The 16,069-nt window shown below is 54.2% G+C and carries 13 protein-coding genes and 1 tRNA gene; 8 read left to right on the forward strand and 6 right to left on the reverse strand.

The annotated features are described in order from the left end of the window. Positions 1-111 precede the first annotated feature (111 nt). Positions 112-699, reverse strand: a complete 588-nt coding sequence (locus tag KUW67_RS16775) for a recombinase family protein (protein WP_224826488.1) — start codon at positions 697-699, stop codon at positions 112-114. A 273-nt stretch (positions 700-972) separates the two neighbouring features. After that, on the reverse strand, positions 973-2,235 hold the full coding sequence (locus KUW67_RS16780) for a hypothetical protein (RefSeq protein WP_224826489.1): 1,263 nt from the start codon (positions 2,233-2,235) through the stop codon (positions 973-975). Positions 2,236-2,426: 191 nt separating this feature from the next. Here KUW67_RS16780 and KUW67_RS16785 point away from each other — a divergent pair, with 191 nt between their 5' ends. Then, entirely contained in the window at positions 2,427-2,615 is a 189-nt protein-coding gene (locus tag KUW67_RS16785) for a hypothetical protein (RefSeq protein WP_224826490.1), read from the forward strand. A 399-nt stretch (positions 2,616-3,014) separates the two neighbouring features. On the opposite strand, the gene KUW67_RS16790 is transcribed toward KUW67_RS16785, so the two are convergent. Beyond that, positions 3,015-3,386 carry a hypothetical protein gene (locus KUW67_RS16790; protein ID WP_224826491.1) on the reverse strand — a complete coding sequence of 124 codons (372 nt, stop codon included), beginning with the start codon at positions 3,384-3,386 and terminating at the stop codon, positions 3,015-3,017. Positions 3,387-3,658: 272 nt separating this feature from the next. Further along, the gene (locus KUW67_RS16795) at positions 3,659-3,979 is read right to left on the reverse strand and encodes a hypothetical protein (RefSeq protein WP_224826492.1); all 321 of its coding nucleotides are present in this window, start codon (positions 3,977-3,979) and stop codon (positions 3,659-3,661) included. A gap of 341 nt (positions 3,980-4,320) precedes the next feature. On the opposite strand from KUW67_RS16795, the gene KUW67_RS16800 reads away from it, so the two are divergent. From KUW67_RS16800 to KUW67_RS16825, 6 genes are read left to right on the forward strand one after another with little or no spacing between them, the layout of a single operon-like run. Further along, entirely contained in the window at positions 4,321-4,740 is a 420-nt protein-coding gene (locus KUW67_RS16800) for a helix-turn-helix domain-containing protein (protein ID WP_224826493.1), read from the forward strand. A 58-nt stretch (positions 4,741-4,798) separates the two neighbouring features. After that, positions 4,799-6,802, forward strand: a complete 2,004-nt coding sequence (locus tag KUW67_RS16805; protein WP_224826494.1) for a class I SAM-dependent DNA methyltransferase — start codon at positions 4,799-4,801, stop codon at positions 6,800-6,802. A gap of 17 nt (positions 6,803-6,819) precedes the next feature. Beyond that, entirely contained in the window at positions 6,820-8,688 is a 1,869-nt protein-coding gene (locus KUW67_RS16810; RefSeq protein ID WP_224826495.1) for a DUF262 domain-containing protein, read from the forward strand. Position 8,689: 1 nt separating this feature from the next. Next, a complete protein-coding gene (locus KUW67_RS16815; RefSeq protein ID WP_224826496.1) occupies positions 8,690-9,088 on the forward strand; it encodes a hypothetical protein in 399 nt (132 codons plus the stop codon). Then, a complete protein-coding gene (locus KUW67_RS16820; protein ID WP_224826497.1) occupies positions 9,085-10,338 on the forward strand; it encodes a restriction endonuclease subunit S in 1,254 nt (417 codons plus the stop codon). Before KUW67_RS16815 ends, KUW67_RS16820 begins: the two co-directional genes overlap by 4 nt. Beyond that, positions 10,335-13,331, forward strand: coding sequence for a type I restriction endonuclease subunit R (locus KUW67_RS16825; RefSeq protein WP_224826498.1), 2,997 nt, complete (start codon positions 10,335-10,337; stop codon positions 13,329-13,331). Before KUW67_RS16820 ends, KUW67_RS16825 begins: the two co-directional genes overlap by 4 nt. Before the next feature lie 17 nt (positions 13,332-13,348). Here KUW67_RS16825 and KUW67_RS18540 read toward each other — a convergent pair whose 3' ends face one another. After that, a complete protein-coding gene (locus KUW67_RS18540) occupies positions 13,349-15,040 on the reverse strand; it encodes a DUF6538 domain-containing protein (RefSeq protein WP_224826499.1) in 1,692 nt (563 codons plus the stop codon). A gap of 124 nt (positions 15,041-15,164) precedes the next feature. Next, positions 15,165-15,238: transfer RNA gene (locus KUW67_RS16835), tRNA-Cys, on the reverse strand. 130 nt (positions 15,239-15,368) lie between these two features. Between KUW67_RS16835 and KUW67_RS16840 the strand changes: the two genes are divergently transcribed. Further along, positions 15,369-16,022: a protein-L-isoaspartate O-methyltransferase gene (locus tag KUW67_RS16840; RefSeq protein WP_224826500.1), complete on the forward strand. Its 654-nt coding sequence runs from the start codon at positions 15,369-15,371 to the stop codon at positions 16,020-16,022. Positions 16,023-16,069 lie beyond the last annotated feature (47 nt).

Raw genomic sequence — 16,069 nt, forward strand, 5'->3', positions numbered from 1 at the left:
ACACGACAAGTTCGGAGCAGCGTGGTGACGAGCCATCTGCTGGGTCGGGGTAGAACTGAATGTCGAACAAAAGTCACGCGGTTCAAGAGGGAACTTGATCCATCCGAAAGATTATTCGGGTGCCTGTCGCGGAGCTTGAACATCCACCCTGACGGGCTTGCGGTATCGATACACAGTGGCTCTGCCTATCCGAAGCTTCTTGGCAATAGCAGTTGGTCCCATGCCCTCGGCCTCTAAGGCTGCGATAGCATCAGCATCAATGGTCGCAGGTCTCCCACGATACTTCTCAGGGTGCAGTGCCTTGGCCCTGGCGATGCCCTCCGCCTGTCGTGTCTTTGCGATGTTTCTCTCCCACTGCGCAAACGCAGCAAGCATATGCAGTTGCAACCGTGCGAGGGGATCATCTTCGTCGTTGGAGAACTTCAGCCGTTCAGACACGAACTCAACCGTCACACCCTTGGCATTCAGTTCCTCGACGATGTTCAATAGGTCGCGGATGTCACGGCCTAGGCGATCCAGTGAGTGCACCACAACGCAGTCACCTTCACGGCAGAACGACATCATGTCTGTGAGCCCAGCTCGATCCCTAGATGCTCCGGTCAGCTTGTCCTCAAACACCTTCTCGATGTCCGGCATGTCCACCAGTTGGCGGTCAAGGTTCTGGTCGGTGGTGCTCACTCTGCGATAGGCTACGCGCATCAGTCCTCCTGTATGTCTCGAATAGTTCTAGACCACTACAGGGATTCGTCTCATAAATCAAATATAACCCTAAAGATACGCCGTGAGTGGTAGGTAACGTCTCACCTAGCTGTTCCGTCAAGGCTTACCCTACCGAGACATGATCGTGTTAGGCGGCTTAGGTCCTGCAACTAAGCGGTTTCGTCGAACCATCACTGGAGAGCCTTCTGAATAAGGTGTCGCTGTCTGCCCACAAAATACGAGGGATCGGCATTGCTGCCCGACGGTTCTGGCCTACGGACCCTGCGGCTTACGGAAGAAATGGGCCACTGCTGGTCCAATCCATGATGCCTGATCGATAAAGGCCAAAGTCTTTTTCTGTGCCCATTTCGCATATCTTTTCCAGTCGCTTAGCGACAAGGAGTTAAGAATAGAGCCTGTCCTAGGGGGGGCATTGGGGCAGCCACAGGAAGTAAATTGGGCCTGCTCACAACAGGAACCTTCGTCATCATGCACGTGGCGTGACGGACTAGGGCTATCTGAATAGAACGTTTGGTCTTGCTGCATGATCGGTTCACAAGCACACCACGAGTCGATCTGATGATATGTTTCACAAACCTTACAGAATTTCTGAATCCCTGATTGGATGCCGACACAAACGATGCTTTTGGGATTCTGAATAATTGCATCAGTGACGATCAGCCAGCTTACGAACCCTTCAAGCATCCTTTCCTTGACTGGTGGGTTATAATGATACTTTGTCGAGTATCCGCAGCACCCTTCGATGTCCGGTGTTCCATCATTAAACCCTGGAGCTTCCCGAACCGGGATGACTCGCACTTGGTTGGCACCGGAATACAACTTGTTGCGTTTGCCATTACGGTTGCGCCTGAACGCCTGTTCGATCTCATTAGGACGGAAGCCTGGCACGTAGATCACCCCGTGAAAGTGGACTTTGAAAACACGCTGCTTTTCATCATACTCAAATTTCCAATTGGTCTTGGGGATAAGTGCCCCGTCAACTTCTTCTACGACTTTCTGGTCGATCTCGGGGAACAGCAAGCAAACCGGATGGTCAAAGCGCCTCCGCAGAAATGCATCAAGACGTTTCGCTTCTTTCTCTGCCGCGAGGATCGCCTGTTCTTCGCTGCCCTCGAACGATGCAACAACAGTGATAAAGCCGGTCCGGCTCAGCGGTGCGCCCCTAAGAATTTCCATAGCCCGCCTAGCTTTCAGGTTATGCTTGGGCGGCGAACCTACCCGCTTCTGGTCAGGATGGGTCTGGGCGCTCTTGATCCAGGTTTTGTGGCCAGTGGTCAGTCGATCAGAAACGAACTGTGGGAGCCGTCTTCCTTTGAAGACAGATTGAAGCTCTGGATAATGCCATTGGTGAAGGCCGTCACACATCGACTTCCACCACTCTTCACTGCCCAATTCAAGGCGTCCAACAGCCATGTTCTTGAGGTTGTATTGCAATGGCCGCGCTGGATTGGTCGGGCAGTGGTTTTCCCCACTGCTCCGGTCATAAGAGTGCATCTGTTCGACTTTGGTGGCCACTAGTCGCTCCATTCGTGCTGAAGCACCGCATCGGTTCCACAATTGCAGAGCCGCTGTTTGACAGGCTTCCCCGACTATATAGTGAAATTTTCTTCGGCCATTGGCAGTTGCTCAACATCTGTGACCCGCTGGTTTGGCCAACGTGTGTCCGACTAACCTTAAAATGCTAAATATGAGCAGGAGGAAAAACCATGGCCTGCACCAAACAAGACATCACGATCCGCTCGATCTCCGAGGTAACAAGGGCGCGTCTCGATGCTTTGCGTCACCATACCCGTCTGACCTATGGGAGCTTGCTAGACGACGCTGTGGAGGCTCTGTGGAGCGAATATGAGGCGGAAGGGCATGATGTCGAACTGGAAGAACCGGTTGCCGCCTGACGCTTTTCATCGAGGTGGGAGCGATGCCTTCACTCCCTGTTGGACCCGAACAGCGCATAACAGATGCGCCAAACGCAAGACCATGAAATGCAACTTTTCATCGAGAACCATCCGAACTCTGCTTCCCATTTTTGAAAAACGCTTTGGAACGGCCCTGTGGCCCAAGCTTATACGGACCTGCTTGCGGTCAGTGGAAACACCGACATTCCCGTCGCTTCGAAGGCTTTTGCATGGGTGAGGGGGCCGGGACACAGACCCACCAGCGGGGTTGCCACACAGAAAGAGCCTTTGGGCAGCTACAGGACTTCCCGTTACTTATGATGATGCGGATTACTGTAGCACTTCAAGTTTCAAAAATGCCGGATGTGCTGCAAGGCTAGAGCTAGTCCCTTGCCTGTATCAAAGCGGAAGCCCACGGCTGGCATAGGCGTCCATGAAGCGAGGCAGATCAATTACCCTAGACACACGCCGCTTACGGCCCGTGTCACGCTCCAGGGCGGCCTCAGCGGCTTTGTAGACATCCGTTAGTTGCTTGATCCTGCCCGGTATACCAGGACTGCCGCTGATCGCTTTCCAAGCGTGAAGGATATAGGGCTGAAGTAGGGCCTCATATGTAAGGTCCTGCATGCTAAACGGTTCACCATCGTTAGTCGCAATAACTGGCAAAGTCCTGAGGAACCGACCAACTTCATCCGTGCCCATCTGATCGAAAAAATCGACTGCATCTTGAGTTGAGTCCTGTTCCAGTTCGGCCTGTTTCAACTTTGCCATGCTACCACCACCTCTGTGCTTTTGTTTGCACTGGTATTTACGGATGTCGGCGGTCGTGTTTCATTGTTGAAGAACCATGCCTGGGGCCCGATCAGACCGACCACGCAAAAATTCAGTTTTCCGGTGGTATAGCTCGGCGATGTCGAGCGGTATGAGCTCCAGTTCCCGCCGGATCGCATTGCGCACCCACAACCGCTCCAGAATGGCTTGTCGTTGGTTCACTTGCCGTCCAGAGGTTCCGTCGATGATTGGGTCTGCTTTTTTACCGCAACTCATCCGCCATTTCTGAACGCATATGCGCGGCCTAGAGAGAAGCTGACCCAGAGCACGGCGAGTTGAACGCTATGATGCAACGCGATGTATCCGCCAGGACTGAAGTTGAGGATGCCGGACTCGAAACCGTAGAGAACCGTGTCGAGATGCGAAGATGTCCAAAACAGAACGAACTGGATGAACATCACGACGCCCACCCCGATGACAATCTCCGATAAAGAATACGCCATCACGCCAATTGCCAAGCCACTAAGAACGGTCACGATCAGCAAAACGATGATCTGAGGTCCTATAAAGGAGACGAACAAAACCTCAATCATTGCTCTTCTCCTTCACCCTCAAACAGGGCTGCACACAATACAGGCCCACCAAGTCGTTTGGCGTCACAGCACCTCCGGTGGCCGCATAGATGCGGCGCATCAGGGCTCTACGGGGAACGACGATACCATCCGCTATCCGACTTACCGTAGCTGTGGTGGTGTCCACGGTGGCGGCGAAGGTCGCCATTGGGATCGCATGTTTCGATAGGAAGTCTGTCAATGTCATGATTTCCATTTTACGATAAACGTAAATGATTCGCTACCCTAAAGTGGCGGGTAGGAACTTCTACGCTTTACGTTTAATGTAAATCATAAGGTAATTTTCAAATGGGTTTAGATCCTTGGCGATCCACAACATTCTTCGGCAATCGAGAGAACAGGCGGGGCTCACCTTGGAGCAAGCTGCCGAGTGTATTGGTATATCTGGCGCATCGTTCAGTCGAATGGAAAACGGGCTCTCCAAGGTCAATACAGATAGGCTGGAGATGTTGGCCGAACTCTACGGAGTTTCAGCCTCGGCGTTGGTGGAAGGCAGCATCGTAATGCGGCCATCTACAGTTGACCTCGAAAGGCTTCAGGCCATCGTCCAGGCCGTTCAGACGGTCATCAACAGCTATCGTGTCAGACCTTCACCGGAGAAGATGGCAATGGCGGTTGCGGAACTCTACCGACTGGAAATCGAACACATCGTCAATAATCCCAAAGCCGATTTTGATGCGCATCGGCATATCGGGATCATCGAGGCCATGTTCAAAAAATGAATCAAGCAGAACAACCGGATGTGAAAGCATCCCAAGACCAAGAATGTGAGTTTCTACCGTGGTGAATCATCAGGAAAAAACGGCGTTTATCTGGTCCATCGCGGACCTGCTGCGGGGTGACTACAAGCAGTCTGAGTATGGGCGTGTGGTTCTACCATTCACGGTCCTACGTCGTCTGGACTGCATCCAGGCCACCAGCAAGGATCAGGTGTTGGCCAGGGCCAAGATGTTGCCCGACACAGCAGCCCCAGAGATGCGGGAGCAGGCATTGAAGTCTGCGTCTGGCCACGGGTTCTACAACACTTCGCCCTATGACTTTGGCAAGCTGCTCGATGATCCCTACGACCTCGCCGACAACCTGAAGGCTTACGTGAACGCCTTCTCCACCGACATCCGTGAGACCGTCGGCGTTCATTTCAAGTTCTTTGATCAGGTGCAGCGTTTGGAAGATGCCGATCTGCTGTTCCGCGTCGTGGAACGGTTTTCCAATCTCGATCTTGATCCGGCCCGCGTCAGCAACATGCAGATGGGTTATGTCTTTGAGGAACTGATCCGCCGCTTCTCCGAACAATCGAACGAGACGGCAGGGGAACACTTCACCCCCCGTGAAGTCATCCGCCTCATGGTCGATCTCCTGTTCACCGAAGACGGGGATGCCCTTACCAAACCAGGAGTGATCAAGACGCTTTACGATCCAGCATGTGGCACGGGCGGCATGATGTCGGTGGCCGAGGACTACCTGCGCGACATGGCTCCGGACGCAAAGCTGATCGTGTTTGGTCAGGAACTGAACGGCGAGTCTTATGCCACTTGTAAGTCAGACATGCTGATCAAAGGTCAGCGGGCCGAGAACATCGCCCAGGGGAACACATTTACGACCGACGCACATGCACACCGCACCTTTGATTACATGCTGTCCAACCCACCGTTCGGGGTGGAATGGAAGAAGGTCGAGAAAACCATTCGTGATGAAGCAGCCCTCGGCTTCTCCGGCAGGTTTGGGGCGGGACTGCCACGGGTCAGCGATGGGTCCCTGCTGTTCCTCCAGCACATGATCAACAAGTTCCATGATGATGCACCTTCCAAGCTGGCTATCGTGCTCAACGGCTCCCCATTATTCACAGGCGGGGCGGGCTCGGGCGAGTCTGAAATTCGTCGCTGGGTCATCGAGCAGGACTGGCTGGAAGCCATCGTCGCCATGCCTGACAACCTTTTCTACAACACGGGCATCAGCACATACGTATGGGTTGTGACTAACCGCAAACCTAAACGTCGTAAGGGCAAGGTCCAACTGATCGACGCCTCCGCAGTGTGGACCAAGATGCGTCGGTCATTGGGCGAGAAGCGTAAAGAGATCGCAGAGCCGGACATCCACCGCATCGCGCAAATCTTTGGCGACATGGACGTGTCTGACATCTCCAAGGTCTTCGACAACACTGACTTTGGTTACCACCGGATCACAGTCGAACGCCCGCTACGTCTGAACTTCGCCATCACACCGGATCGCATCGCTCTGGTGGAGGCCGCTAAGCCGTTTCAGAACCTCGCCTCGTCCAAAAAGAAGGGTGCGGCCAAGCAGCAGGAGATCGGAGACGGCCAACGTCTTCAGGCCGACATCTTGTCCACCCTGCGTGGCATGGAAGGTGAAGAGGTCTGGACCAACAGGGAGGCGTTCACAGCCCACCTCAAGGCCGCGTTCAAGGCCACGGGTGTAACCCTCGCCTCTACCACTTTCAAAGCCGTGCTGATGGCCCTGAGTGAGCGCGACCCAGAGGCTGACATCTGCCGAGACAAGAAGGGCAACGCCGAACCAGATGCCGATCTGCGGGACAATGAAAACGTGCCGCTGAAAGAAGACATCGCCGACTATTTTGAACGTGAAGTGCTCCCCCATGTCCCCGACGCCTGGATCGACCATTCCAAGACGAAGGTTGGATATGAAATCCCATTCAATCGTCACTTCTACCGCTACGAACCACCCCGCCCACTAGCCGAGATCGACGCCGACTTGCAGGTGCTCGGACGGGAAATTCAAGACCTTTTGAACACTGTAATTACCTAAGCGAACGAGTATCAATCATGACAAAAATTCGAGGCGAAGACAGGTCGGTCAAATCCCTTTTGGGTCAGAAGTTCCGCATCGATTACTATCAGCGCGACTACAAGTGGGAGACCAAACAGATACGCGAACTCGTCGAGGATTTGACTAGCCGCTTTCGCCTCGACTTCCAGGAAGACCATGAACGGAAAGCCGTTGCCGGATACGGTCAATATTTCCTGGGTTCGGTCATCATCTCGAACAAGGATGGTGAGCGGTTCATCGTTGACGGACAGCAGCGGCTGACATCACTGACACTCCTTCTGATCTATCTGGATGCGCTTCAGCAAAACAACGACCCCGACCAGAAGGTCGAAATCGCCAATCTGGTCTATTCGACCCAATATGGCACCAAGTCCTTTAACCTCGATGTCGAGGAGCGCAACCCATGCCTTCAGAGCCTTATCGACGGGGATCAGGTCGATCCCACAGACCAGCCTCCATCGGTTCAGAACCTCATTAATCGCTATCAAGATATCGCCGATCTGTTTCCCGAAGACCTCAGTGGCGATGCATTGCCCTATTTCCTCGACTGGCTGACCGAGAACGTGATGCTGGTCGAGATCACTGCCTTCTCCGACGACGATGCCTACACAATCTTCGAAACGATGAACGACCGTGGCTTGTCGCTGACGCCGACGGACATGCTAAAGGGCTTCCTTCTCGCCAATATCACCTCGGACGCAGAGCGGGTTCAGGCCGGAACAGCTTGGAAGAAGCTGATCGAAGGGCTGCGAAGCCTGTCGGAGGACGATGAGAACGCCAAGGCCGTGGACGCTGACTTTATCCGGTCTTGGCTGCGCAGCCAGTATGCTGACGACATCAGAGCCCGGAAGAAAAACGCCAAACCGGAAGACTATGACAAGATCGGGACACAGTTCCACCGCTGGGTGCGGGACAACCGGGCCCGCATCGGGCTGGCCACCAGTGCCGATTACACCTCATTCGTCACGAACGATTTCCGTTTCTACGCCCGTGCCTACACCAAGGCCCGCAAGGCGGCAGATCACTACACGGATGGGCTGACATCAGTGTTTTTCAACGCCCAGAACAGCTTTACCCTGCAATACCCACTGATGCTGGCCCCGCTGCGACTGAGCGATGACGACGAAACCGTCACCCGCAAGATGCGCCTTGTCGCCACCTATCTTGAGATCATGCTGGCCCGCCGGATTTGGAACTTCAAAGCGATTGACCACTCCACCATGCAGTATCGCGGCTTTCTGATCATGACGGGCATTCGGGGACTGGAAGTCGAGGCCTTGCGCGATGATCTGCTGCACCGTCTGTCACCGGAAGGGGCGGGCCAGAACGACGAATACATCGACTTTGACACGCAAGAGGTATTCCGGCTGCATGGCAACAACGGGCCGCAGGTGCACCGCTTGCTGGCACGGTTGACCGAATACGCTGAAGTGCAGTCCGGTGGCCACGCCCGCTACCCCGAATATGCCAAACGATCTTCACGCAAGGGTGGCTACCAGATCGAACACATCTGGGCCAACCACCCGGACCGCTTTGAGGACGAGTTTGGCCACCCCGAAGACTTCCGTGCCTATCGTAACCGCGTAGGCGGGTTGCTGCTGCTACCAGGGCCGGACAATGCCAGCTACAGCGATATGACCTATGCGGAGAAGCTAGACCACTACGCCAAACAGAACCTGCTGGCCCAATCGCTGCACCCTATTGCCTACCAGAACAAGCCAGGGTTCAAACAGTTCATGGCCGCGACAGGGCTGCCCTTCGCGGCCAAGGCAGGATTTACCAAGGCCGATCTGGATCAGCGGCAAGAGCTTTACACCGCCCTGGCCAATCACTGCTGGTCACCTGACCGGCTGTTGGAGGTGTGATGTGACGAAAGATACCTTCAACGAGGACTTCCATATGGCGGTTACGCAACTGATCCTGCACCATGAAAACATCACACCGTGGAACACACATGACCTGATGCCCGAAGAGGGTGGCTTGGATACCTCGTCCATCAAGTTCTACGAATGCGGCAAAGGAAAGCCCTTGGTGCATCATACTGCCCCACGTCGTGGTGGGCTATGGATGCGGTCCATCGACATGCATGAAGATGCCTATGTTGGTGAGGGCATGAACCCGTTGGCAGATGATCCGGCACGGGCAGCGATGGCCCCGGCGTCCCACATCCTGAAGCTCCCAGCGATGCAGGACGGACGGCTGATGTCCTATGACGGTCGCGACCTGTGGCGGGTGGTTGAGATCATCAAGGAGTTGGCCGGATGAATGTTCAATCCAACTCAACCTGGGAACGGCTACCAATATGGGCGTTCACCCGCCGGAAGGTCGAAAAGAACCGGCCAGAAGAGCAGCTTCTTTCGGTCTATCGCGATTGGGGTGTCGTTCCCAAAGCAAGTCGGGATGACAATCACAATAAGGCATCGGAAGACCTGTCAGCGTATCAGTTTGTCGAGCAAGGGGACCTCGTTCTAAACAAGATGAAGACGTGGCAGGGCTCCATTGCTGTTTCCGATCATCGAGGCATCGTAAGCCCCGCCTACTATGTCTGCTCAGTGTTCGGGGACCATGATCGCCGGTTCCTACATCACTTGCTTCGTCACAAAGGAATGATCGAAGAATACCGCGCCCGATCCAAGGGAATACGGCCCAACCAATGGGACCTACCGTTTGATGAGTTCCGCAACATCAAAGTCGCCATTCCACCCCTCGAAGAACAACAGATCATCGCCGGGTATTTGGATCGGGAGACGGGGCGGATTGATGCGTTGGTGGAGCGGCTGGAGCGGCTCATTGCGCTGCTGACCGAAAAGCGTCAGGCCGTCATCTCCCACGCCGTCACCAAGGGCCTCAACCCCGACGCCCCCATGAAAGACAGCGGCATAGACTGGCTCGGCGAGGTTCCGGCGCATTGGGAGGTTTGGAAAGGCAGCCACCTTTTCACGTTTAAGTCCGGCTTGGCCCCCGATGGTCTTACATTGGGGAGTGACAACAAGTATCCTTACATCAAAGTCGGTGACCTGAATAACGGACCGTCCGGTTCCATGATTGATGTGTCTGCCGAAAGGGTTACGTGTGACCCAACTAGTCTACTGCCAGCGGGAACTATCATCTTCCCAAAAAGAGGTGGTGCAATATTCACGAATAAGGTTCGTATCCTCGCAAAACCAGCTCTGGTGGATACCAACATCATGGGTATTTCACCAAGCAGCAGAATATCCACGGACATCCTCGCAAAGATCGTTCAGTTCTTATCTTTGGAAAAATTGGCGGATGTATCTACGGTCCCTCAAATCAACAATAAGCATATTGCGCCAATAAGGATACCGGTGGCTCCTAAAAGTGAACAAAAGGCCATTGAGCAGCGCCTTATTGATACTGATGAAGAGTTCGGTGTTCTTTCTGGGTCTGCTGAGAGCGCGTTGGTCACCCTTAAAGAACGCCGCTCCGCCCTGATCTCCGCCGCCGTTACAGGCCAAATCCCTCTCGCCGATATGACTGAGAAGGACGCGGCATGAACATTCACACAGAACGCACTTTTCAGGACATTATCAAGGCCACCCTCTGCGCGGCTGGCGGCTATACCCAAGGGGACAGAACCACCTTCGACGCCGAACGCGGTCTGTTCCCGTCGTCGATCTTCCGTTTCATCCAGACCACCCAGCCAGACACGTGGGACGCCCTGCAAAAGGCATATGGCCCCAAGGCCGAAACCCGTATCCTAGAGCGGATCATGGAGACTAAGGCCAAAGACGGGACGCTGCATCTGCTGCACCAAGGCTTTCGCGACATCACAGTGGGTCAGGTGCGGCTGGCCTATTTCCAGCCCAACACGGGCCTGAACCCCGACACCGCCGCCCGCTATGCCGCCAACATCCTCGAAGTGACGGATGAAGTGCACCATTCCCTGCGCACCCCCAAGGATAGGCTGGACCTGGTGCTATCACTGAACGGTATCCCCGTTGCTACGGCAGAGTTGAAGAACAGCTTCACCGGCCAGACAGTCGCCAACGCGGTCAAGCAATACAAGTTCGACCGGTCCCCCAAAGACGCTGTGCTGGCCTTCAAGTCCGGTGCGCTGGTTCACTTTGCCGTTGATGGTTCCGAGGTCTACATGGCCACCAAGCTGGCCGGGAAAGCCACGTTCTTCCTTCCGTTCAACCGGGGCCGGGATGGCGGTGCAGGCAACCCTGACCACCCGTCTGGCCATCGCACTGCGTATCTTTGGGAGGATGTCTGGGCCAAGGATCGGTGGCTCGACATCATCCAACGGTTCATGTTCCTCGACCGCAAGGAAGACAAGGACGACAAAGGGAAGGTGAAGATCAAAGAAACGCTGATCTTTCCCAGGTATCATCAGTTAGATGTGGTCACGGCACTGATCGCGGATGCCAAGGCCACAGGGGCGGGCAATAACTACCTCATCCAGCACTCTGCGGGGTCTGGTAAGTCTAACTCCATCGCATGGCTGTCACACCGCCTGGCGGGCCTGCACAGCGCCGAGGACCAGCGTGTCTTCGATAGTGTGATCATCATCACGGATCGCCGTGTGCTGGACGCTCAGTTGCAGGAAACGGTGTTCGGGATTGATCACAAGTCGGGGATCGTCGAACGTATCGACCCAACAAAAGGATCAAAGTCACCACAACTGGCCAAAGCATTGAACGATGGTAAGCAGATCATCGTCTGCACACTTCAAAGCTTCTCAGCGGTCTGGGGCAGCGAAGCCCACACTGTGCTGGACCAATCAGGCAAACGGTTCGCCGTGATCGTAGACGAAGCCCACGGCAGCCAACACGGCACAGCCGCCGAGGACGTTCGCAAGGTGCTTGGCGCTGAAGGCAAGGAAGCCATCGAGATCGCCGATGGCGACATTGACCCGCTGATCGTCAATGCGATCCGGCAGAAGGGCAAGCAACCCAACCTCAGCTTCTTTGCCTTCACTGCCACCCCCAAGAAGCGGACTGTTGAAACGTTTGGACATTACCTGCCAGGATCGAATGAACCACAGCCGTTTCACGTCTATTCGATGCGGCAGGCAATCGAGGAAAAGTTCATTCACGATGTTCTCAAGGGCTATACCACATACAAGGCGTTCTACCGCCTAGAGAAAACCATTGAGGACGACCCAGAACTGGAGAAGAAGAAGGCCCAGAAGGCAATCGCCCGGTTCATGTCCCTTCATCCGCACAACCTTGCCCAGAAGACTGAGGTAATGGTGGAGCACTACCGAACCCATGTCCGTCAGCGTCTGGGAGGCAGGGCTAAGGCAATGGTCGTGACCTCTAGCCGCTTACACGCCGTTCGATACCAACAAGCGTTCCAAACATACATAGATGCCAAAGGATACGACCTTGGTGTTCTGGTGGCGTTCTCAGGCTCTGTGCCTGATCCTGACATGCCGGGGGAGGAATATACCGAAACTGGTATGAATGGGATCAAGGAATCCGAGCTTCCAGAGAAGTTTGGCCAGGATGACCAGCACTTTCTTATCGTTGCAGAGAAATACCAGACGGGGTTCGATCAGCCACTGCTTCATACGATGTATGTGGACAAGCGGTTGCAAGACTTGGCTGCGGTGCAAACCTTGTCCAGGCTAAACCGAACGACATCTGGCAAAGATGATACGTTTGTTCTGGATTTCGTGAATGAAGCTGACGACATCAAAGAGGCGTTCAAGCCATACTTCGAGACCGCCGAAATTGATGAGCCGACCGACCCAAATATGATCTACCGTCTGCACTCTGACCTCGAAGGCTTCCAATATTTCTGGGCCCAAGAAGTGCAGACATTTGCCGAAGCGTTCTACGATCCAAAGCGGAGGCCTCAGGATCAGGGTAAGCTGTATGCGGCCACTGACCCGGCCATAGGCCGTTTCACCGAAGAACCCGACGAAGATCGACAAGAAGAATTCAGGAAGACCCTGACGCAGTTTTTGCGCCTCTATGCGGCGATTACCCAAATGGTGAGGATCGAAGACACTGACCTGGAGAAGCTCTACACTTTTGGCCGCCTGCTCCGGGCGAGATTGCCAAAGCGGGAGGGTGGTGGGGCTCTCGCAATCGATGGGGACGTTGGGCTCGAATACTACCGCCTCAAGAAGACATCTGAAGGAGATGCTTCGCTGACCCAGGGTGATGTCGTCCCGCTGTCAGGCACTACAAGCGTCGGAACCAGTGCTGCCGGAGAGCCGGAAATGGCGCAGTTGTCCGAAATTTTGGGCAGCGTCAACCAACGGTTCAATTTCGACTTCTCCGACGCGGACAAGTTGGCGGTGGACCAGTGGGCAGCAGATATGATGGCAGACGAGGGCGTAGTAGCTCAGGCGAGAACCAACAGTTATGAAAACTTCACAATGGCAAATGCAGATGCGGTAATGGAAAAGGCGTTTGAGCGGAACGAGCGGAACCCAGAAGTGTTGGCAAAGCTGCTCGGAAATGCTGACGCTTGGGCGATGGTCCGAGATGCGGTGCTAAAGGCCGTTTATGAAAGTGCACAGCGGCGTCATTGATGTTACCTTCATCAGCCCTAAGTTATTGTAATCGCTGATAAGTAACGCTCGGCTTCTTGCTGGATGAAGGTATCGTCAATAGGTGGAAGGTCGATGTCCTTGAATACCTTTTGATGTAAGAGGTCCGGCATGAGGTAGGCTTGACGCCCATAAGTCTGGATTGATTCTCCCGACACATAGTGGCCCATCGCAATCTGCACGAACATTTGGTCAGGCAAGTAGAGCGCAAACGTTCTGAAAGAATGCCGAAGGCTATGTGTGACGAGGGACCGTGTGTTCAGGCCGGTGGTTTTGTCTCGTTCTCCGACATTACGGAACCTGGTGATGAAGTCCCTCGATACTAAGTCGCCGCTACCACGGCCCTTCTTATGCGGGAGGCCGGGAAACAAATGACGTGCTCCGGTGCTTCTAATGGCAGCAACATAGTTCAAGAAGCCTGTTGTGATTAGTTTATGATGAATCGGAATCGTTCTATGGGAAGACTCGGTCTTCAGCTTCTTTGCGATCTCTTGATCCTCGTCTTCAAGATTTTCAGCGAGTATATGCGGTAGCGGCTCCATCTTGATGTCATCCACATGGAGTTGGCTGATTTCGTCTAACCGTGCACCAGTGTAAAAAAGAACAAGAGGTATCCAAAACTTTTCTACAGTTTTAGTCCGGTAGACCTCGCTTGAAAAAACTCGGGTTAGCTGGTTAGGAGTAAACGGCTTGATCGGGTTCTTGGGTTTGCCTGGTTTCCTAGAGAACCCGTCGAAGGGGTTACGCCAATCGCGGTTGTTGAAGATAGCAGTCTCAAGAAAGGCATAGTCTAGGGTGCGCTTAACGCCCAGTAGGTTCTTGTTGATAGCAGATTGGCCCACAGTTTTTGCATTTTGAAGCAACGCCCAATCAACTTGTTTCGCAAGACTCTGGCTCCTAACAGCGTTGGGTGGGCGGCTAGGTAGCATCCGAATGGCATCTCGGAAGCTCTTTGCATGGTGTCTCGTTATCTTAGTTGCATCAAGGTTGCCGTGAAGTTCAATGAAACGCCGGACACCAATGCGATATTCATTGAGCGTTCCTTCATCAATCGTTCCAACTTCCCTCACAAACTCTTCAAAGATGTTGGATAAAAGGTGGGACGTGGGCACCGACTGTTTCCGAGCGACGACCTTGGTCTCAAGCTGGTTCAACATTGCCGCGTCTAGACCTTGATCGACGAGAACGCTTTGCCAGTCTCCTTGGAGGCTAGGGTTTGCCACAAGATACTCGTCGAGGCACCCATCGATTAGTCTGCTCCAATCCGGACCCGCAATATCGGGTGTTTCTTCTAAGGTTTGCAACCATTTGCGAACATCATCCTCAAGCATTCGCCGAGATGTGAATATCTTCGACGTTCCTCTTGCATGAACTGGCCGACCCTCACTGATGTGTTGAGGATGCAGTTCATTTGCGATGATAGCTTCAAAGTCCAGCTGGAACCTTATGCTCCATGATGCAGCTAGGTCTTCGAGTTCCTGGTCTGAGTAGTGCCGAAGGGTGCCGTTGCGGGCCTGTTTTATCACTGCATCTGTTTCAAGTGTTTTCTTCCGGCAACGATGTTCGGCTTCGCTGCGGCTGTCCGTTCGCAGGCTCTCACGCCACTTACTGATGCCTAGTATTTCCCTCAGGTCCTTTGGGACACTGCGTTCGAACTGGTAGCTGCCACCTCTTGGGCTTAGGTATTTCACACCACCACCTCACAGGGATTCACACAGTGGTTCACACATCTCTGCCCGCAGAACAATATCATAACCCCATGTAAATCATGAGGTATGTTGATATCATTGGGCAATTATGGTCAAGAAGAATAATTGGAGGCGAGTACCGGAATCGAACCGGTGTACACGGATTTGCAATCCGCTGCGTCACCACTCCGCCAACTCGCCGCAATGGTGCGCTTCACCTAGCGCAAGGCAAAGGGTCGCGCAAGCTGGTTATCGGCGCTTGGGCGTTGCCCGGCGCGGTCAGGTGTGGCAAGGGATCACTCAGCCCCGTTTTGTCTGAATGGAACGCCGCATGTCCGACAATACCACCCGCCGCACGATGATGGTCGACACCCAGGTCCGACCATCGGATGTCACGAAATTCCCGATCATCGATGCGATGCTTGCCGTCCCGCGTGAGGCCTATGTGCCACGACAATTGCGCGATACGGCTTATATTGGGGAAAACCTGCCTTTGGCTGAAAATCGCGTTATCCTGGAGCCGCGGACGCTTGCCAAGATGCTGGATGCGCTGGATATCGCCAATGACGAGCTGGTGCTCGATATCGGTTGTGGGCTGGGCTATTCGACGGCGGTGATTGCGCGGATGGCGCAGGCTGTGATTGGACTGGAAAGCGACGAGAGCATGGCCGAAGACGCTCAGGCGACCTTGAGCGATCATGACGTGGATAATGCGATGGTGCAGGTCGGCGCGCTGAAAGACGGCGCGGCCGAGCATGGGCCTTACGACGTTATCATCCTGCAAGGGGCCGTCGAGATATTGCCCGAAACACTCAGCGATCAGCTGAAGGAAAATGGCCGGATCTGTGCGCTTTTCGCGCAAGGGGCGCTGGGTGTCGTGCGGGTTGGCTATAAGGTTGACGGGCAGATCAGCTGGCGCGATGAATTCAATGCGGGCGCGCCGGTTCTGGAAGGCTTTCAGCGCGCCTCCGCATTCGAATTTTAGCCTGTCAAAACACACTGGTTTTATAGTGAATTTTTTGAACTGATCGT

This window comes from Cognatishimia sp. MH4019, assembly GCF_020177595.1.
GTDB lineage: Bacteria > Pseudomonadota > Alphaproteobacteria > Rhodobacterales > Rhodobacteraceae > JAHTBL01.

Excerpts from the sequence above, each read along its gene's own strand:
- KUW67_RS16775 (WP_224826488.1), bottom strand. The coding sequence starts at position 699 with ATGCGCGTAGCCTATCGCAGAGTGAGCACCACCGACCAGAACCTTGAC.
- KUW67_RS16785 (WP_224826490.1), top strand. The coding sequence starts at position 2,427 with ATGGCCTGCACCAAACAAGACATCACGATCCGCTCGATCTCCGAGGTA.
- KUW67_RS16790 (WP_224826491.1), bottom strand. The coding sequence starts at position 3,386 with ATGGCAAAGTTGAAACAGGCCGAACTGGAACAGGACTCAACTCAAGAT.
- KUW67_RS16795 (WP_224826492.1), bottom strand. The coding sequence starts at position 3,979 with ATGATTGAGGTTTTGTTCGTCTCCTTTATAGGACCTCAGATCATCGTT.
- KUW67_RS16810 (WP_224826495.1), top strand. The coding sequence starts at position 6,820 with ATGACAAAAATTCGAGGCGAAGACAGGTCGGTCAAATCCCTTTTGGGT.
- KUW67_RS16820 (WP_224826497.1), top strand. The coding sequence starts at position 9,085 with ATGAATGTTCAATCCAACTCAACCTGGGAACGGCTACCAATATGGGCG.
- KUW67_RS16825 (WP_224826498.1), top strand. The coding sequence starts at position 10,335 with ATGAACATTCACACAGAACGCACTTTTCAGGACATTATCAAGGCCACC.
- KUW67_RS16840 (WP_224826500.1), top strand. The coding sequence starts at position 15,369 with ATGTCCGACAATACCACCCGCCGCACGATGATGGTCGACACCCAGGTC.